This window comes from Kribbella italica, from assembly GCF_014205135.1.
GTDB classification, from domain to species: Bacteria; Actinomycetota; Actinomycetes; order Propionibacteriales; family Kribbellaceae; genus Kribbella; species Kribbella italica.
On record NZ_JACHMY010000001.1, the window covers coordinates 5,978,356 to 5,995,011 of the forward strand.

The following is a 16,656-nucleotide window of genomic DNA, read 5'->3' on the forward strand; positions in this document are numbered from 1 at the left end:
GTACTAGGGTCGGGGTATGCGTGCACATGCTCAGCGGCTGGACGGGCTCGGGACGACGATTTTTGCCGAGATGTCGGCGCTTGCGGTGCGGACGGGGGCGGTGAACCTCGGGCAGGGCTTACCGGACACCGACGGGCCCGACTCCGTGCTCGAGGCGGCGGTCGACGCGATCCGCGCGGGGGCCAACCAGTACCCGCCGGGTCGCGGCATCCCGGCGCTCCGGCAGGCGATCGTGGACCACCAGCGGCGGTTCTACGGGCTCGAGTACGACCCCGACACGCAGGTGCTCGTCACCACCGGCGCCACCGAGGCGATCGCCGCCGCCCTGCTCGCGTACGTCGAGCCAGGTGACGAGGTGATCGCCCTCGAGCCGTACTACGACTCGTACGCCGCCTGCATCGCGATGGCCGGCGGCCGCCGCGTACCGGTCACGCTGCGCGCCCCGGACTTCCGCCTCGACCTCGACGAGCTGCGCGCCGCGGTCACCCCGCGGACGAAGGTCCTGCTGATCAACTCCCCGCACAACCCGACCGGCACTGTGCTCACCGACGAGGAGCTGCGCGGCATCTCCGCGATCGCCGTCGAGCACGACCTGGTCGTCATCACCGACGAGGTCTACGAGCACCTGATCTACGACGGCGGCCGGCACCGTCCACTCACGGCGTACGACGGCATGGCCGACCGCACCGTCTCGATCGGCAGCGCCGGCAAGACGTTCTCGGTGACCGGCTGGAAGATCGGCTGGGTCACCGGTACGCCGGAGGTGGTGACCGCCGTGAACACCTCCAAGCAGTTCCTCACCTACGTCTCCGGCGCGCCCTTCCAGCCCGCCGTCGCCGGAGCACTTGCCCTAGGCAACGACTACTTCGACGGCGTCCGCGCCGGCCTCCAGCACCGCCGCGACCTGCTCTGCGACGGCCTGGAGTCCCTCGGCTTCGGCGTCCACCGCCCGCAGGGCACGTACTTCGTCACCACCGACATCCGCCCGCTCGGCCACACGGACGGCGTCGAGTTCTGCCGCATGCTCCCGGAACGGACCGGCGTCGTCGCCATCCCCCACCAGGTCTTCTACGACAACCTCGACGCCGGCCGCCCGCTGGTCCGCTGGGCCTTCTGCAAGAAGCTCGACGTCCTCGAAGAGGCCCTGAGCCGTCTCACCAAACTCTGACCAGCAACTACTACTGGCCGTAACCCTTCGCGGTCCAGCCGAGGGCTCCGAGCGAGCCACCCTTGATGTCGGTGCCAACGCGATCAGTCGCATTGGCATCGAAGTAGACCGATGCACTGCCCGTCGACGCGATGCCGAGGAGCGGCCGCCCATTGGGGTGGGCCTGGCAGTACCCCGTGCTGAGCGCGGCGAACGAGCTCCACCCGCTCGCCTGCAGCACGGTCGAGCCGATCGTCGTCGGCGTGGCGAGGTTGATCCGCCACTCCTTCAGCTCGCCGTTCGTCTTCGTGCCGACCAGGACGTCGACGGCCGCGGCGCCGGTGCCCTCGGTGCGCTCGAAGGTCAGCGTCTTCACCGAGTCCCAGCCGGTCGTCTTCAGCGTCGTCGGCGCGGACAGCGTCGGTACGCCGTTCGGCCAGGTGAGCTGGTACCGGGAGAGCGACGTCCCCGCGACCCGGTAGAGATAGGTGCCACTGGCAAGAATGCGGGTACCGGCGAAGCCGGACTTCATCCGGGTCGCGGTGTTCTGGGTCATCTTCCAGACGCCGTTCGTCCGCTCGCCCCGGCGATCGAGCCGGTACAGGTAGCCGTCGGTCGGGTGCGCCGCGACCTCGGTGCTGATGAACAGATCGGTGTCACCGGCCCCACCGAGCTGCTGCTGCGCGGACGGCACCCAGGCGAGCTTGTCCCCCGGGTACGACGTGATGCTGGTCTTCTTGGCGTCGTACCCGTACGACAGCCGCTGGCCGTCGGAGCGGTACGCCGACATGTACACGCCGCAGTCGGCCGGTACGTCGGCGACCGCCGCGGCGGCGTACTGCTGGGTGCTGAGAACGAGTCCCGTCGCGGTCAGGGCGGCGGCGAGCAGAGTTTTGCGCATGGAGTTCCTCCCGAGTCAGCCGGGAGCCTAGAACACCAACCGTCCACCCGGACTGCTTCAGCGGTGGGTGAACCAGAGCTTGGTCGGCTGCTGGAGCATCATCACCAGGAGCGCGACGTGCAGGGCCAGGCCGAGCAGGCTGCCGGGCAGCGCGCTGACGCCGCCCATGATGCCGAGGGCCGCGACGACGATCAGCATGATCCGCGCCCACGGCCGGCGCTTCCGGAGGAAGATCGCCGGCAGGATATACGCGGCGCCGCAGACCAGGATCACCCCGACGACCAGCCCGCGGGCCCCGGCGTCCCCGGTCAGCGTCTCGGCGATGTCCTCGCCCGCCGACGTCAGCGCGAACAGCCCGAGCAGGATGCACAACCCACCCAGCGCGAACGAGATCACCGAAGCCACCGTCACCTGCTTCGGCGGCGCGACCGGCCCCGGCTGGTACCCGTACGGCGCCGGCTGGCCCCAAGCGTTCCCCGGCTGCTGCCCGTAGCCACCGGGCCCGCCCTGCGGGAGCCCACCGGTCGGCTGCCCGAAAGCCCCGCCGTACGGGCCGGGCCGCTCAGCACCCGCGGCCGGGTCGTACTGCGGCCCGGACGGCGCCTGCCCGCTCGCCCCGAACACCCCTCCGTAGGGCCCGGGCCGCTCACCCGTGGGCTCGCCGGTCCGAGGGCTCGGGGAGTCGCCGGTGGGAGCCGGCCGGTCAGGATCGTGCGGCTGGGGGTCGTTGGGGCTGCTGGGGTGGTCGCTCATCTGAGTGGTCTCCTCCGCTTCTCCCTTGATCCTCCCAGATCAGCCAACCACCCGACCGCCCCGTACGACGGTCCGCAGGCTCAGCGCGCTGTCCCCCGGCGCCCAGTCGAAGCACACCAGGTCCGCCGGTGCACCCGGTCGCAGTACGCCGCGACCGCCGGCAAACCGGCCGGGGTTCATCGTCGCCATCCGCACCGCATCCCCCAGACCGACCCGGGCGAGCGTGACCGCCGAGGCGACGTCGTCGGCCAGCGAGCGGGCGGCGCCCGCGAGGTACGGCGTACCGGCGTACGACAGGCGGCCTTCGGCCGACAGGTGGACGGTCCCGCCGACGGCCGTCTCGTAGTCGCCCGGCGCGGATCCGGCAAGGGCGACCGAGTCGGAGACCAGGAAGCTGCGCTCGATCCCCTTCGCGCGGACCATCGCGGTCAGCGCGTCGGCCGGGAGATGGTGGCCGTCGGCAATGAATCCGGCGGTCAGCCGGTCGTCGGACAGCTGGGTCCACAGGTGGTTCGGGTGTCGCGGCAGCACTGCGCTCGCGCCGTTGCCGAGGTGTGTGGACATCACCGCGCCCGCGTCCGCAGCGGCGGTGATCTGCTCCGGCGACGCCGCGGTGTGCCCCAGCGCGACGATGACGTCGGCCCGGCTCAAAGCCCGCACGTACTCGGCGGTCCCGGCGTAGTGAGGCGACAAAGTGACGAGGCCGACGATCCCGCCGCACGCATCCTGCCAGCGGCGGAACTCGTCCACGGAAGGCGGCCGGAGCTGCTCCAGCGGATGGACCCCGCGAGCGCCGTCCTCCGGCGAGAGGTGCGGACCTTCCACGTGCACGAAGGGAATCGCGTCCCGCGTCGCCTGATCAGCCTCTCGCGCCGCCGCGACCGCCCGGAGCGAGGCGATGATCTCGTCCTCGGGCGCGGTGATGACCGTCGGCAGGAAGCTGGTCGTCCCCGCCGCAGCCAGCGCCCGGCCGAGTTCGATCACGGTCTCCGGCGTGACGGCCGGCCCGTTGACGTCGTACCCGCCGAAACCGTTCACCTGCAGGTCGACCAGGCCCGGCGCCAGCCAGCCGTCGACCGGCCCGGAGGCCGCGACGACCTCCGCGACCCGGCCGTCCTCGACCCGGACGGACAACGCCCGCCCGGTCGCTGGATCGCGCCCCTCGTACGAAGTCACAGGGCTTTGACCCGCTGCCGGAAGCGCCCGACGAAACGATTGTTGGCCTCGTCTCCACCCGGCGCATTCCCGCTCCGCCAGACCGGCGGCTCGATACCGCGGGCCACCAGCGTCTGCACCGTGTGCAGGGTCAGCGCGTTGAGCACGAAGGCGTTCGCGAAGGTCGACACCGCGGCGATCCGCTCGGACGCACCCGGTACGTCGACCACGGCGTCGCCGATCGGCACCTTCGAGTCGATCGCCACGTCGACCAGGTCGTGCAGGTTCTGGCGGGTGGGATGCCGGGCCGGGTGCTCCGGCGCGGTCTGCTCGGCGTGCGAGCGCGAGCTGATCCCGATCAGCCGCACGCCTCGCTCCCGGGCCTCCAGCGCGGCGTCGATCAGCGCCGCGTTGATCCCGTAGGCGTTCACCAGGATCAGCAGGTCGCCCTCGCCCAGCTCACGATCCCGGACCACGATCCGTCCGTACCCCGGGGTCCGCTCGATCGCCATCGACCGCAGCGCGCCGTTCGACAGCAGCGTCCCCTCGTCCAGGATCGCGGCGATGTGCATCAGCCCGCCGGCCCGGAAGAAGACCTCCTGCGCCGCCAGGTTGGAGTGCCCACCGGGCCCGAACACGTGCACCAGCCGGTCGGCGGCCACCTGGTCGGCCAGCAGTCCGGCCGCCGTCGCGATCGCCGCCGTCTCCTCGGTCTGGATCCGCAGCAGTAGGTCGTGGACCTGCGCCAGATAGCCGCCGGTCAGCTCCTCGGCCGTCGTCACCATGCTGTCATCGGACATGAGCGGAGGACTCCTTGTCGAGGTAGAGGGTGCAATCGGCGTGGCGCCGCAGCGCGGTCGCCGGGCAGGCCGGCCCGATCGGATCCTGGACGGCGGCCCGGACCGCGTCGGCCTTCGCGGCACCCGGTACGACGCAGAACATGCGCGCCGCGTCCAGCAGTCGTGGCACCGTCAGCGTGACCGCCTGGGTCGGCACGTCCTCGAGCCGGTCGAAGCACCCGTCGTCCACCTGCTGCTGACGACTCGCCAGGGCCAGCTCGACCAGGCGGACCGGCCGCGGATCGTCCAGGTCCGCGTCGGGCGGATCGTTGAACGCGAGGTGGCCGTTCACTCCGATCCCGAGTACGACGACGTCGATCGGCGCCGCGGCCAGCAGTTCGGCGTACTGGTCGGGTGTCACGCCCGGGTCGAGCAGGTGACTCCTGCCCAGCGGTACGTGGTCGAACAGTGTCGCCTTCAGCCACTCGGCGAACCGCTGCGGCGCACCGGCCGGCAGGCCGACGTACTCGTCCATGTGGAAGGCCGTGACCCTGCGCCAGTCGATGCCCTTGGCAACTTTCAGTCGCTCGAGCGTCTCGCGCTGACTGGGCGCGGAGGCGAAGACCACGCGCACCAGGTCCTGGCTGCTCAGCCGCCGTCGCAGTTCCGCGGCGAGGTCGTCGCCGGCCTGCCGGCCGAGCTCCTGCCGGTCGGGGAACACCTTCACCGTCACTGGATCTCCTTGTCTAGTTCGGCCAGCAGCAGGAGCGACCGGGCGATGTGGAACGGGTCCTTCACCGGCAGCGCGACCACCTCGTCCAGCGGGCTGCCGTCGCGGCGCCTGATCTGGATCCACTCCTCGCCCGGCCCGGCCGGGAAGGTCTTCAGCGTGTAGTCGCGGAGCCACTCGTGCCAGTGGTCGAGCTCGGCCCGGCCGCCCGCGCGCGCGAGCAGCGCGGTCGTGTAGAGCGCCTCCGCGTGCGGCCACCAGAGCTTGGTGTCCCACGTCCCGGCCACGAGCGCCTCGTACGGATCATCCGTACGACGCCCCGCCGGCGCGCCGCCGCCGCTGTCGACGAAGCGGAGCAGGCCGCCGTGCTCCTCGTCCCAGTCGAGCTGGCAGGCGTGCGCCGCGAGGTCGCAGAGCCGATCGGTGTCGGCGGCCAGCGTGCCGGGGGCCAGATCCCTTGCGTGGTGCAGGAACCACAGCGCTTCGAGGGTGTGGCCGGGCGCTCGGTGCCGCCCGAGCAGGCTGTCGTCGTACGGCGGCATCTCGATCACCTCGTCGCCCCGGACGAAGGTGGACTCGATCGCACCGACGGCCGCCCGGACGATCCCGAGCGACCGGGCCGAACCGGTGGCGCGATGCACCTGCTCACCGACGCCGACCAGGATCATCGGCAGCGCGAACGACGCACGCCCCTCGGGCACCGGGTACGGCTCGGATCGGAACGTGCCGTCGGCGATCCGCGCGGCGGCACTCAGCAGGATCGACTCGGCCGGTTCAGCCCATTCGGGATCGTGCTGGGCCAGCCCGGCGAAGCCGAGCGCGACGAACAGGTCCGCGAACACACTGACGCTGGTGCCCTGTCCGGCGACCGGCTCCTTCGGCGTACCGGCGCGGTCGGTGACGTACGCCGTACTGCCGTCGGGCAGCAGCGCGTGATCGCGGACGAAGGCCGCGGTCGACCGAGCTTGGGCGAGATAACGCTCCGCGTCGACCCCGAGCAGCTCGGCCTGGGCGGCCACGCGGGCCGTCAGCCAGATCCAGCGCCCTTGCGACCAGGTGTACTTGTCCGTCGACACCAGGGTCGTCCCCGCGTTGTCCCAGCAGGTCAGGACACCGCCGTACTCCGGATCAGGGCCGTGCGTCATCCACCAAGCGAGCACGTCTTCGACCAGGTGGTCCCGCCAGGCCACGGCCTCAGACACGGGCGTCGGCCTCCAAACTGTCTTTGCCCAAGGCATCGACCAGCGAGTCGGAGTCGGAGTCGCGCCACGGGCGAACGAGCCCGACGAGCACGAACACGATCAGCGAGCAGACCACCGGCCCACCGACCTGGACCGCGGTGACCTTGTCCTTGGCCAGCTCGGCGACCCAGTCCTCGACGACGTACCGGGTGACGAAGAAGACGAGCAGGCCGACTGCCCAGGAGATGATCGCCGCGGACGGCCCACAGCGCCGGAACGCCGGCAGCAGGCCGAGCAGCATCGGGATCGCGATCGGGCCGACCAGCCCGCCGAACCACAGGATCAGCAGCCCCAGTACGCCGCCGAAGCTGTCGGCGGTCAGCGCGATCGCCATGCTGAGCGCGATGAACGCGAAGGTGCTGAAGCGGCCGACCATCAGCTCGGTCCGGCTGGTCAGGCTGCGGGCACCGCGCCAGACCGCCGGGAGGATGTCGCGGGTGACGACCGCCGAGATCGCGTTGGCGTCGGAGCCGGTCATCGCCATCGTGTGCGAGAACAGGCCGGCCAGGACCAGCCCGATCAGGCCCATCGGCAGCAGTTCCTGGGTGAGCAGGGCGTAGGACTGGTCCGGCTTCGCGAGGTTCGGCAGCAGGATCGGGGCGGCCCACATCGGGAAGAACATCACCAGCGGCCAGACGAGGTACAGCCCGGCGGAGAACAGCGCGGCGCGGCGGGCCGAGCTCCCGGTGGGCGCGGCGATGAACCGCTGCGCGAGGTTCCAGGTGCCACCGTTGTAGGACAGGGTGTTGATCAGCAGGTAGACCATCACGAACAGCACCGTGTACTGGCCGTTGAACGGCTCCGCGTGACCTTCGGGGAGATCGCCCCACATCGTCCAGATCGAGGAGACCCCGCCGAGCTTGGCCAGGACGGCGACGAACAGCACGACGCCGGCGACCAGCTGGATGACGAACTGGCCGAGGTCGGTGAGCGCGTCGGCCCACAACCCGCCGATGGTCGAGTAGACGAGCGTGACGCCGCCGGTGATCAGGACGCCCCACCCGAGCGGGACCCCGGCGAAGACGTTCAGCAGCAGGGCGGTCGCGGTCCACTTGGCGCCGACGTCGAAGACCTTGAGCGCCGTACCGCTCCAGGCCAGCAGCTGCTGGGTCGGCAGGTTGTAGCGGATCTTCAGGTACTCCAGCGGGGAGATGACGCCGAGCCGCTGCCGCAGCCGCGGCCAGCGCGGCGCGAAGACGAACGCGCCGACCACCATCGCGAAGGTGATGCCCAGCGCCCACCAGACGTAGAGCACGAAGCCCTCGGTGTACGCGATCGCGGCGTACCCGACGAACACCGCCGAGCTGTACCCGGACATGTGGTGCGAGATGCCGGACAGCCACCACGGCATCTTGCCGCCGGCGGTGAAGAAGTCCGCCGCGTCGTGGACGCGGGCCTTCGCCCACAGGCCGATCGCGACCATCACGAAGAAGTAGCCGCAGACGACCACCCAGTCCAACGCTGCCATCGTCAGTCTCCTCTGCCGGGCACGAGCCAGGCCCGTAGTTCTGTGCAACCATGCCGTGCAACCGGTTGCACGTCAAGCAGGTCAGCGAAATGCGTCCGTGAGGGGCGCGTACGGCGGTCTTGATCCCCGGCGACGTACAGTGACCTGGTGACGCAGCAGCGGGGGCCGACCATCAGCCAGGTGGCGGCCGCGGCGAACGTGTCCAAGTCGACCGTCTCGCGCGCGTTCTCGCGGCCCGAGATGATCACCGCCGAGACGGTCGCGCACGTGATGGAGGTCGCCGCCCGGCTCGGCTACGTGCCGAACCACACCGCCCGCGCCCTCAGTACGGGCCGCGCGGGCACGGTCGCGATCGTCGTACCGGACATCGCGAACCCGTTCTTCCCGCCGCTGATCCGGGGCGCGCAGGCGGCCGCCGACCAGGCCGGTTTCAGCCTGCTGCTCGGCGACTCCGACGAGGACCCGACCCGCGAGGACGTGCTGGTCGGCAAGTTCGCCCCGCAGACCGACGGCATCGTGCTGGTCTCGTCACGGATGACCGAGGAGCAGATCCGCACCCACGCCGCGCGGCGACCGCTGGTCCTGGTCAACCGCGACGTGAGCGGCTTGCCCCGCGTACTGATCGACACCGCGACCGGCATCGCCGCCGCGGTCGAACACCTGGCGGAGCTCGGACACCGCCACCTGGTCTACGTCAGCGGCCCGGCCTCCTCCTGGTCGAACTCCGAACGCCGCCGCGCCGTCCGCGCCGCCGGACGCCGGCTCGGCCTGCAGGTGAGCGCCGTGGCCGCCCGCCGTTCGACGTACGACGCGGGCGTGCAACAGGTCGACGCGATCCTCGGCTCGGGCGCCTCGGCGGCGATCGCCTTCGACGACCTGCTCGCCCAGGGAATCCTGGCCGCCCTGGCCACCCGGGGCATCGCGGTCCCCCACCAGTTCAGCGTGATCGGCTGCGACGACGTCCTGGCCGCGACGATGTCCCCACCCCTGACCACAGTCTCGGCCCACGGAGGCGACGCCGGGCGCGCGGCGGTCGACCTCCTGGTCTCGTCCCTGGACGGCCGCCACGACGATCCGCGCCGGGTGCTGGAGACGTCCCTGGTGCTGCGTGCCACCACTGCACCACCTCCGTGAGCGGCCTGCTGTTCTTGCCGGTTGCCTGCCTCGGCCGGTTGACCGCAGACCGCACCTAAACTCGGCCGAGTGACCACGGACCTCGACGACCACACCCGCAAACTGCTCGACGGCCCCAACCTCGCCGTCCTCGCAACACTCAACCCCGACGGCAGCCCGCAGACGTCCGCGATCTGGGTCAGCCGCGACGGCAACGACGTCCTCATCTCGTCGACCGCGGGCCTCCGCAAGATCCGCAACCTGGAAGCCGATCCCCGCACCAGCCTGATCGTCATCGACGCCACCAACCCCCTCCGCTACGCCGAACTCCGCGGCACCGCCACCATCACCGAAGACACCGACCGCACACTCGCCCAAGCCCTCGCCATCAAGTACGAGGGCCCCGAGGCGGCCGCCGAGTACGCCGCACTCCCACCCGAGGTCCGGCGGGTCGTCGTCCGCATCACGCCACACCACGTGGTCACCCGCAGCTGACCCCTCCGTGGCCGACAACGCAGCGACCGCAGGCCGAGAGCACAACACAATGCCCGAAGAACCAAGCCCCATACCCTCGCCTCCTGCGGACCCAAGCCCCCTTCGTCGGACGCAAGCCGGCCCCTCCGGAGCCCAACGCCGAGACCGACCCCGGGCAGCACCCAGAAGCGGCAGCCCCGCGTGTGACTGGCGAGGCGTCGGCGTCGCGTATGACTGGCCAGGCGTCGGCGTCGGCGTCGCGCGTGGGTAGCGGAGAGCCGTGGGACGACAGTTCGTTGCCGGTGTCCTCGCGCCTCGACGGAGCAACAGTCCCACCGACCCGATCGCCGGCTGCTGACGACGAGGTCGTCCTGCGCGGAGGCCGGATCACCCGTGGAGTGGTGCGCGTCGGAAGCACCGTACGGCGACCGCCCTCACCCTTTGCCGCTTCAGTGCTACGGCACTTGGAGCGGCGCGGATTCGCAGGAGCACCTCGCTGGCTCGGACATGACGACGCCGGCCGCGACGTACTGAGCTACCTGCCAGGCGCGGTTCCCGAGAAGTTCCGTACGTGGTCCGACGCACAGATCGGTGCGGCGGGAGCGTTGGCTCGAGAGCTCCACGAGGCGACCCGAGGCAGTGAGCTCGCAGGGAGTTCCCCGGTGGTTTGTCATCACGACCTAGGACCCAACAACGCCGTCTTTCGGGACGACGTACCTGTGGCCTTCATCGATTTCGACCTGGCGGCGCCGGGGAATCCGTTGGAAGACGTGGGCTACATGGCCTGGCTGTGGTGCGTCTCCTCCAAGCCGACAGCACCTTCGGCGGAGTCTCAGGCGGCGCAAGTCCGAGTACTGGCCAACGCCTACGGCTTGTCCACACACGAACGGACCCTGCTCGTCGACGCGATGCTGGAACGGCAGAGTCGCAACGCACACTTCTGGCGCGACCTACCAAGCGAAAGCGTCGACGCCACTCCCGAACAGATCACCGAGCGCATCGCCTGGTCCCACCGCGAACACGCATTCACCGCCAGACATCGCGCAGCACTCGCCGCGGCCCTCGCCTGAGCCACAGCAAGCCCCAGATCCAGGCCGAGGCCCGACCCGGCGCAGGCGACGGCTTCGACTCGATCCCGTACGACCTTGGCATGCAGTTCGACGGGCCGCAGTCCTGGTGACCAGGGCGGTACGGCCACCCGGAACCAGGGGCAGGCGGCCGCGCGCCGGGGCCAGGGGCGAAGCCCGGAGCAGGCGCCAGGCGAGGGACAGGCGCCGACGGCGCGGTGCTCGGCGCAGGCGCGAGGCCCGGGTAGGAGCGGGCGCGTGCGCCGGCGCTCGAGGCAGGCGCGAGGCGAGGCAGGCGCGAGGCGAGGCGCTCCGAGCAGGCGCGAGGCGAGGCAGGCGCGAGGCGAGGCGCTCCGAGCAGGCGCGAGGCGAGGCAGGCGCGAGGCGAGGCAGGCGCGAGGCGAGGCGCTCCGAGCAGGCGCGAGGCGAGGCGCAAGCGCAAAGGGCGGAGCAGGCGCGAGGCGAGGACAGGCGCGGTCCGGGGCCGAATCGGGACCCAGGACCGGACCGGAGGCCCGAGGCCGGCGTGGAACCCAGAGCGGCGCGGCAGGCAGGACGGCCACGGGCCTTGAGGCGGGCGCGAGGCCCGGAGAAGTGCGAAGGCGAGAGCGGGCGGTGGGCCGTGGGCAGCCGCCCGGAGTTGGCGAGGGCCGGCGTGAGGCCGGGGAGGGCGGGCGCGTGGGCCAGCGCTCGAGACAGGCGCGAGGCGGGGCGGGCGCGCGGGGCGCGAGGCGCGAGGCGCGAGGGCCCGGATCGGGCGCAAGAGCACGCGTTAGGCCCGGGGTCGGCGTGAGGCTCGAGGCAAGCGCGGAGCCCAGAGCGGGGCAGGGCTGGGACGGGCTCAGGCTTGGGCTTGAGGACGAGGCCTGGCTCACGGCAGACGCGAGGCCCGGGGAGATGTGGAGGCGAAGCGGGCTGTTTCGGGCGCCAGAGAAGGCGTGAGGCCCGGAAGCCAGAGCGGCGCAGGGGCCGGGGCTGGCGAGGGCTCGCGCCAAGGGCAGGTACAGGCCCGCGGTGGTGGCGGGACGGGCGCGGGCTCAGAGAGCGCGAAGGCGGGAGCGGGAGCGGGAGCGGGCGCGGAGGCCGAAGCAGGCGGGAGGCGAGAGGTGGGCGCGAGCCCAGAGTGGGGGCGGTGGCCGGAAGCGGGCGCGGAGCGGGGGCGCAGGCTTGGAGCAGGCGCGGAGGCGCGGGGCTCGGAGCAGGCGGGGCGAAGGCGGCCGCGTGGGCCGGCGCTCGCGGCAGGTGCGAGGCGAGGGCAGGCGCAGGGCCGGAGCAGGGGCGAGCGGTAGGTGTGGCGTCTGGGGCGTAGCGGTGGCCGGAGGCGGAAGCTGGTCCGGGACGGCGGGGCTGGTCCGGGGCCTGGGCTGGTGAGGGCGGCTGTCCGGGCGAGGCGTACGCCGGGCGGGAATGCAGCTGCCCGGGATCAAGGGATCCCGGGCAGCTGTGGGTTAGGTGACCTCTAAGGCGTCTTTGGATTCGTTCAGGTGGACGTGGACGGTTTCGCCGTCGCGGACTGTGCCGGAGAGGAGGCCTCGGGCTAGTTCGTCGCCGATGGCGGACTGGACGAGGCGGCGGAGGGGGCGGGCGCCGTAGACCGGGTCGTAGCCGGTCAGGGCCAGCCATTCCAGGGCGTCCTCGCCTACGTCCAGGGTGATGCGTCGGTCTAGCAGGCGCTTTTGCAGGGCGGTGATCTGGAGTGCGACGATCTTGGTCAGCTCTTCGCTGCCGAGGGCGTCGAACAGGACGATCTCGTCGAGCCGGTTGATGAACTCCGGCTTGAACGACTGCCGTACGACGGCCATCACCTGGTCGCGCTTGGCCTTGTCGTCCAGGGTCAGGTCGGCCAGGTACGACGAGCCGAGGTTGCTGGTCAGGATCAGGATGACGTTCCTGAAGTCGACCGTGCGCCCCTGCCCGTCGGTCAGGCGGCCGTCGTCCAGAACCTGCAGCAGGATGTCGAAGACCTCGGGGTGCGCCTTCTCGACCTCGTCGAGCAGGATCACCGAGTACGGCCGCCGGCGGACCGCTTCGGTCAGCTGGCCACCCTCCTCGTAGCCGACGTACCCGGGTGGGGCGCCGACCAGCCTGGAGACGCTGTGCTTCTCGCCGTACTCCGACATGTCGATCCGGACCATCGCCCGCTCGTCGTCGAACAGGAAGTCCGCCAGGGCCTTGGCCAGCTCGGTCTTGCCGACACCTGTCGGGCCGAGGAACAGGAACGAACCGGTCGGACGGTCCGGGTCGGAGATGCCCGCGCGGGCCCGCCGGACGGCGTCGCTGACGGCCTTGACCGCTTCGCGCTGACCGATCAGCCGGTTCCCGAGCTCGTCCTCCATCCGAAGCAGCTTGCCGGTCTCGCCCTCGAGCAGCCGGCCGGTCGGGATGCCGGTCCACATCGCGATCACCTCGGCGATCTCGGTCGGGCCGACCTCCTCGTTGACCATCGCGTCGGGACCGTCGGTGACCTCGGGTTCGGCGGCAGCCGCCTCGAGTTCCTTGGTCAGCTCGGGAATCTCGCCGTACAGGATCTCCGAGGCGCGCTGCAGCTCGCCGTCGCGCTGGGCGCGCTCGGCCTGGCCACGCAGTTCGTCGATCCGTTCCTTGATCTCGCCGACCCGGTTCAGGCCGGACTTCTCCTTCTCCCAACGGGCCTCGAGCGCGCGCAGCTCCTCCTCGCGGTCGGCGAGGTCGGCGCGCAGCCGCTCGAGCCGCTCGCGGCTGGAGGCGTCGTCCTCGCGGGACAGCGCCAACTCCTCCATCTTCAGCCGGTCGACGGTGCGCCGCAGCGAGTCGATCTCGACCGGGGAGGAGTCGATCTCCATCCGCAGCCGGGACGCCGCCTCGTCGACCAGGTCGATCGCCTTGTCGGGCAGCTGACGACCGGTGATGTACCGGTTCGACAGGGTCGCGGCGGCGACCAGCGCGCTGTCGGAGATGGCGACCTTGTGGTGCGCCTCGTACCGCTCCTTCAGGCCGCGCAGGATCGCGATCGAGTCCTCGACCGACGGTTCGCCGACGAAGACCTGCTGGAAGCGTCGCTCCAGCGCGGGGTCCTTCTCGATCCTGGTCCTGTACTCGTCGAGGGTCGTGGCGCCGATCATCCGCAGCTCGCCGCGGGCCAGCATCGGCTTCAGCATGTTGCCGGCGTCCATCGCGCCCTCGCCGGACGCGCCCGCGCCGACGACCGTGTGCAGCTCGTCGATGAACGTGATGACCTGGCCGTCCGACTCCTTGATCTCGGTCAGCACCGCCTTCAGCCGCTCCTCGAACTCACCGCGGTACTTCGCGCCGGCCACCATCGCGCCCAGGTCGAGGCTGATCAGCCGACGACCGCGCAGGGACTCCGGTACGTCGCCGGCCACGATCCGCTGGGCGAGGCCCTCGACGACGGCGGTCTTGCCGACGCCGGGCTCACCGATCAGGACCGGGTTGTTCTTGGTCCGGCGGGACAGCACCTGGACGACGCGGCGGATCTCGGAGTCGCGGCCGATCACCGGGTCGAGCTTGCCGTCGCGGGCCCGCTCGGTCAGGTCGATGCCGTACTTCTCCAGCGACTTCGTCGTGCCCTCGGCCTCCGGGGAGGTGATCCGCCGGTTGCCGCGCATCGTGTCGAACGCCTGCAGCAACGCGTCCGGCGTCACGTCGAGCGCGGACTTGGCCACGCCCTCGACGGTCGCCAGCGCGATCAGCAGGTGCTCGGTCGAGACGTACTCGTCGCCGAGTCCGAGCGCGCGCTGCTCCGCCTGGCTCAGCACGTCGCTGGTCTTCGGCGACAGGCTCGGCGCCTGCACGCTGCCGCCGCTCGCCTTGGGCAAGCGGGCCAGCTGCTCGGCGGTCTTCCGCCGTACGGAGTCGATGTCACCGCCGGCCGCCTCGAGCAGACCGACCGTGGTCCCCTCGGGCTGCGCCAGCAATCCCGACAACAGGTGAATTGGCTCCACGGTCGGGTTGCCCGCCGCGGAGGTCTGACGGATCGCGACCGACAGGGTTTCCCGGGCCAGCGTCGTCAACCGCTGAACATCCATCTGGTTCCAGCCTTTCAAGCTCTACTAACAGCAGTCTCTGACTACAACCTACCGAAAGTTGAGTCCATTCCACTCAACTCTGCCAAAACCTGGGGAAAACTCAGGGTTGCTCCCGATCGGCGCCGGTGGACGGCGGTCCGGGTGCGTCCAGAGACGCTTGGATTGGAGGGGAGGTGCAAATGACCGGTGACGAGTACAAGCAGTTGTCCGCGGCGGGGATCGGGGCCGCGGTTGCGGCGCGTGAGGTGTCGGCGGTTGCGGTGGTTGAGGCGGCGCTTCGGCGGATCGAGGAGCTGGACAGGCGGATGCGGGCGTTCCGGGAGGTGTGGCCGGAGCGGGCGGTGGCGGCGGCTCGGGTGATCGATCGGGAGCTTGCCGGAGGTTCGGAGGTGGGTCGAGGGCGGCCGTTGCTTGGTGTGCCGGTGGGGGTCAAGGGGATGGGGAAGCAGGTTGAGCGGTTGGTGGCGGCGGGGGCTGTCGTGGTTGGGGCTACGGCTGGGCCGGGGCAAGGGACCAAGTGGCAGACATGGGGGTTGACCGACCGGGGGCCGACGGTGAATCCGTGGGATGCCGACCTGGTGCCGGGTGGATCGTCGGCCGGGTCGGCGGTTGCTGTGGCGACGGGAATGGTGCCGTTGGCGACCGGGAGTGATGGGGCTGGGTCGGTGAGGATCCCGGCGGCGTGGTGTGGGGTGCTGGGATTGAAGGCGACGAACGGGACTGTTCCGCCCGTGGATTCGAGCGGGCTCGGGGTTGGTGGGGTGCTGGCTCGGGAGGTTGGGGATCTTCGGGCGTGGCTTGCCGTGCAGGGACGGGCGGTCGATGATGTCACCAGTGGAGGGCCGCTTCGGGTGGGGTGGTCGAGTGATCTCGGGTACGCCGAGACGTCGCCGGAGATCGCGGCGATCGCTCGAGGAGCGTTCGAGAGGTTGGTAACCACGGGGGTGCTCGTCGAGGTGGCGGTGGAGGTTGAACTGCTGAACCCGGAGCCGGCGTGGACTTCGCTCCGGACGAAAACAACGGGTGGCTTGGGGATTCGGGAGGAGAACGATCGGCGGTTGGGGGAGGTCTTCAGCGGGGTTGAGCTCTTGGCGACGCCGACGACGCCCAACGCGCCGCACGGTCATGCGGGGCCGGGGCGGGAGATGAGTGTGGCGTTGACCTGGGGGTTCAACGTGAGTGGGCATCCGGCGGTCAGCTTGCCGGCGGGGTTGACCGCGGGTGGGGCGCCTGTGGGGTTGCAGCTGGTTGCCAGGCACCACCAGGAAGGGGATCTGCTCGTTGCAGCAGGGGTGGGAGCTGGCGTAGGGGGACGACTTCCTTGGACTGGCGGGTGATCTGGAGGACGTACGGGCCCGAGGGCAGGTCGGTGGTGTCGAGGGACAGGGCATCGCTCATCGGACTCGCTCGGCGGATGACTTGGCCTGGGCGGTCAAGGAGCTCGATGCGGACGGCTCGTCGCTCGAAGAGCAGGGCTGGGCCCTCGCCGGGGCAGGGGTCGTACAGGTAGCGAGTGGTTGGCTCGGTCAGGAGGAGCGGGGGTGGGTCGGACCACCACTTCGGGAGGACCTCGATCTCGTGGTGGGGGCCTGCGATGACGGGAGTATCAAGAGTCATCGCAGTACCGATCCGGTACGGCGTGGGGCTGCTGACCGTCAAGTAGCAGGTGGACCACTCCGGGGGATGGACGGTGACGCGTGAAGCGTCCGACCAGCGATCCAGCTCGATGCGGTGGTCGTCGTAGAGGACGACCTGCAAGGAAGAGCCGGAGACGGTGACGGTCGGGCGGGTGTAGATGCTTCG

At 70.8% G+C, this 16,656-nt stretch carries 13 protein-coding genes; 5 read left to right on the plus strand and 8 right to left on the minus strand.

Annotation, left to right across the window (positions count from 1 at the left end; all coding sequences use genetic code 11):
* The first annotated feature begins 16 nt into the window (after nucleotides 1–16).
* Nucleotides 17–1,168 (plus strand): pyridoxal phosphate-dependent aminotransferase, encoded by a 1,152-nt coding sequence (locus tag HDA39_RS27840; RefSeq protein WP_184800066.1) that lies wholly within the window; start codon nucleotides 17–19, stop codon nucleotides 1,166–1,168.
* Between the two features lie 10 nt (nucleotides 1,169–1,178).
* On the opposite strand, the gene HDA39_RS27845 is transcribed toward HDA39_RS27840, so the two are convergent.
* Genes HDA39_RS27845 through HDA39_RS27875 form a run of 7 tightly spaced genes read right to left on the minus strand, consistent with a single transcriptional unit; the run spans nucleotide 1,179 to nucleotide 8,174 of the window.
* Nucleotides 1,179–2,048: a hypothetical protein gene (locus HDA39_RS27845; RefSeq protein WP_184800068.1), complete on the minus strand. Its 870-nt coding sequence runs from the start codon at nucleotides 2,046–2,048 to the stop codon at nucleotides 1,179–1,181.
* 57 nt (nucleotides 2,049–2,105) lie between these two features.
* On the minus strand, nucleotides 2,106–2,801 hold the full coding sequence (locus tag HDA39_RS27850; RefSeq protein WP_184800070.1) for a hypothetical protein: 696 nt from the start codon (nucleotides 2,799–2,801) through the stop codon (nucleotides 2,106–2,108).
* 39 nt (nucleotides 2,802–2,840) lie between these two features.
* Nucleotides 2,841–3,977 (minus strand): amidohydrolase family protein, encoded by a 1,137-nt coding sequence (locus HDA39_RS27855; RefSeq protein WP_184800077.1) that lies wholly within the window; start codon nucleotides 3,975–3,977, stop codon nucleotides 2,841–2,843.
* Entirely contained in the window at nucleotides 3,974–4,756 is a 783-nt protein-coding gene (locus HDA39_RS27860; RefSeq protein WP_202893139.1) for a sugar isomerase domain-containing protein, read from the minus strand. Before HDA39_RS27860 ends, HDA39_RS27855 begins: the two co-directional genes overlap by 4 nt.
* Nucleotides 4,746–5,468, minus strand: coding sequence for a 6-phosphogluconolactonase (locus tag HDA39_RS27865; RefSeq protein WP_184800079.1), 723 nt, complete (start codon nucleotides 5,466–5,468; stop codon nucleotides 4,746–4,748). The genes HDA39_RS27860 and HDA39_RS27865 overlap by 11 nt, the downstream gene beginning before the upstream one ends.
* Entirely contained in the window at nucleotides 5,465–6,667 is a 1,203-nt protein-coding gene (locus HDA39_RS27870; protein WP_337925917.1) for an AGE family epimerase/isomerase, read from the minus strand. The genes HDA39_RS27865 and HDA39_RS27870 overlap by 4 nt, the downstream gene beginning before the upstream one ends.
* Nucleotides 6,660–8,174 (minus strand): sodium:solute symporter family protein, encoded by a 1,515-nt coding sequence (locus HDA39_RS27875; protein WP_184800083.1) that lies wholly within the window; start codon nucleotides 8,172–8,174, stop codon nucleotides 6,660–6,662. Before HDA39_RS27875 ends, HDA39_RS27870 begins: the two co-directional genes overlap by 8 nt.
* Nucleotides 8,175–8,321: 147 nt before the next feature.
* On the opposite strand from HDA39_RS27875, the gene HDA39_RS27880 reads away from it, so the two are divergent.
* From HDA39_RS27880 to HDA39_RS42575, 3 genes are all read left to right on the plus strand, one after another.
* The gene (locus tag HDA39_RS27880) at nucleotides 8,322–9,308 is read left to right on the plus strand and encodes a LacI family DNA-binding transcriptional regulator (protein WP_337925918.1); all 987 of its coding nucleotides are present in this window, start codon (nucleotides 8,322–8,324) and stop codon (nucleotides 9,306–9,308) included.
* Between the two features lie 69 nt (nucleotides 9,309–9,377).
* Complete coding sequence (locus HDA39_RS27885; RefSeq protein ID WP_184800085.1) at nucleotides 9,378–9,782, plus strand: TIGR03618 family F420-dependent PPOX class oxidoreductase; 405 nt, start codon at nucleotides 9,378–9,380, stop codon at nucleotides 9,780–9,782.
* 209 nt (nucleotides 9,783–9,991) lie between these two features.
* The gene (locus tag HDA39_RS42575) at nucleotides 9,992–10,831 is read left to right on the plus strand and encodes an aminoglycoside phosphotransferase family protein (protein WP_184800087.1); all 840 of its coding nucleotides are present in this window, start codon (nucleotides 9,992–9,994) and stop codon (nucleotides 10,829–10,831) included.
* 1,445 nt (nucleotides 10,832–12,276) lie between these two features.
* Here the strand turns inward: HDA39_RS42575 and clpB are convergent.
* The gene (clpB, locus tag HDA39_RS27895) at nucleotides 12,277–14,853 is read right to left on the minus strand and encodes an ATP-dependent chaperone ClpB (RefSeq protein WP_184800089.1); all 2,577 of its coding nucleotides are present in this window, start codon (nucleotides 14,851–14,853) and stop codon (nucleotides 12,277–12,279) included.
* Nucleotides 14,854–15,032: 179 nt separating this feature from the next.
* Between clpB and HDA39_RS27900 the strand changes: the two genes are divergently transcribed.
* On the plus strand, nucleotides 15,033–16,190 hold the full coding sequence (locus tag HDA39_RS27900; protein WP_184800091.1) for an amidase: 1,158 nt from the start codon (nucleotides 15,033–15,035) through the stop codon (nucleotides 16,188–16,190).
* Nucleotides 16,191–16,656 lie beyond the last annotated feature (466 nt).

Bases quoted from the DNA above. Each gene is read 5' to 3' on its own strand.
- HDA39_RS27840 (WP_184800066.1), top strand. From the start codon at position 17: ATGCGTGCACATGCTCAGCGGCTGGACGGGCTCGGGACGACGATTTTT.
- HDA39_RS27875 (WP_184800083.1), bottom strand. From the start codon at position 8,174: ATGGCAGCGTTGGACTGGGTGGTCGTCTGCGGCTACTTCTTCGTGATG.
- HDA39_RS27900 (WP_184800091.1), top strand. From the start codon at position 15,033: ATGACCGGTGACGAGTACAAGCAGTTGTCCGCGGCGGGGATCGGGGCC.
- HDA39_RS27850 (WP_184800070.1), bottom strand. From the start codon at position 2,801: ATGAGCGACCACCCCAGCAGCCCCAACGACCCCCAGCCGCACGATCCT.
- HDA39_RS27845 (WP_184800068.1), bottom strand. From the start codon at position 2,048: ATGCGCAAAACTCTGCTCGCCGCCGCCCTGACCGCGACGGGACTCGTT.
- HDA39_RS42575 (WP_184800087.1), top strand. From the start codon at position 9,992: ATGACTGGCCAGGCGTCGGCGTCGGCGTCGCGCGTGGGTAGCGGAGAG.
- clpB (WP_184800089.1), bottom strand. From the start codon at position 14,853: ATGGATGTTCAGCGGTTGACGACGCTGGCCCGGGAAACCCTGTCGGTC.
- HDA39_RS27860 (WP_202893139.1), bottom strand. From the start codon at position 4,756: ATGTCCGATGACAGCATGGTGACGACGGCCGAGGAGCTGACCGGCGGC.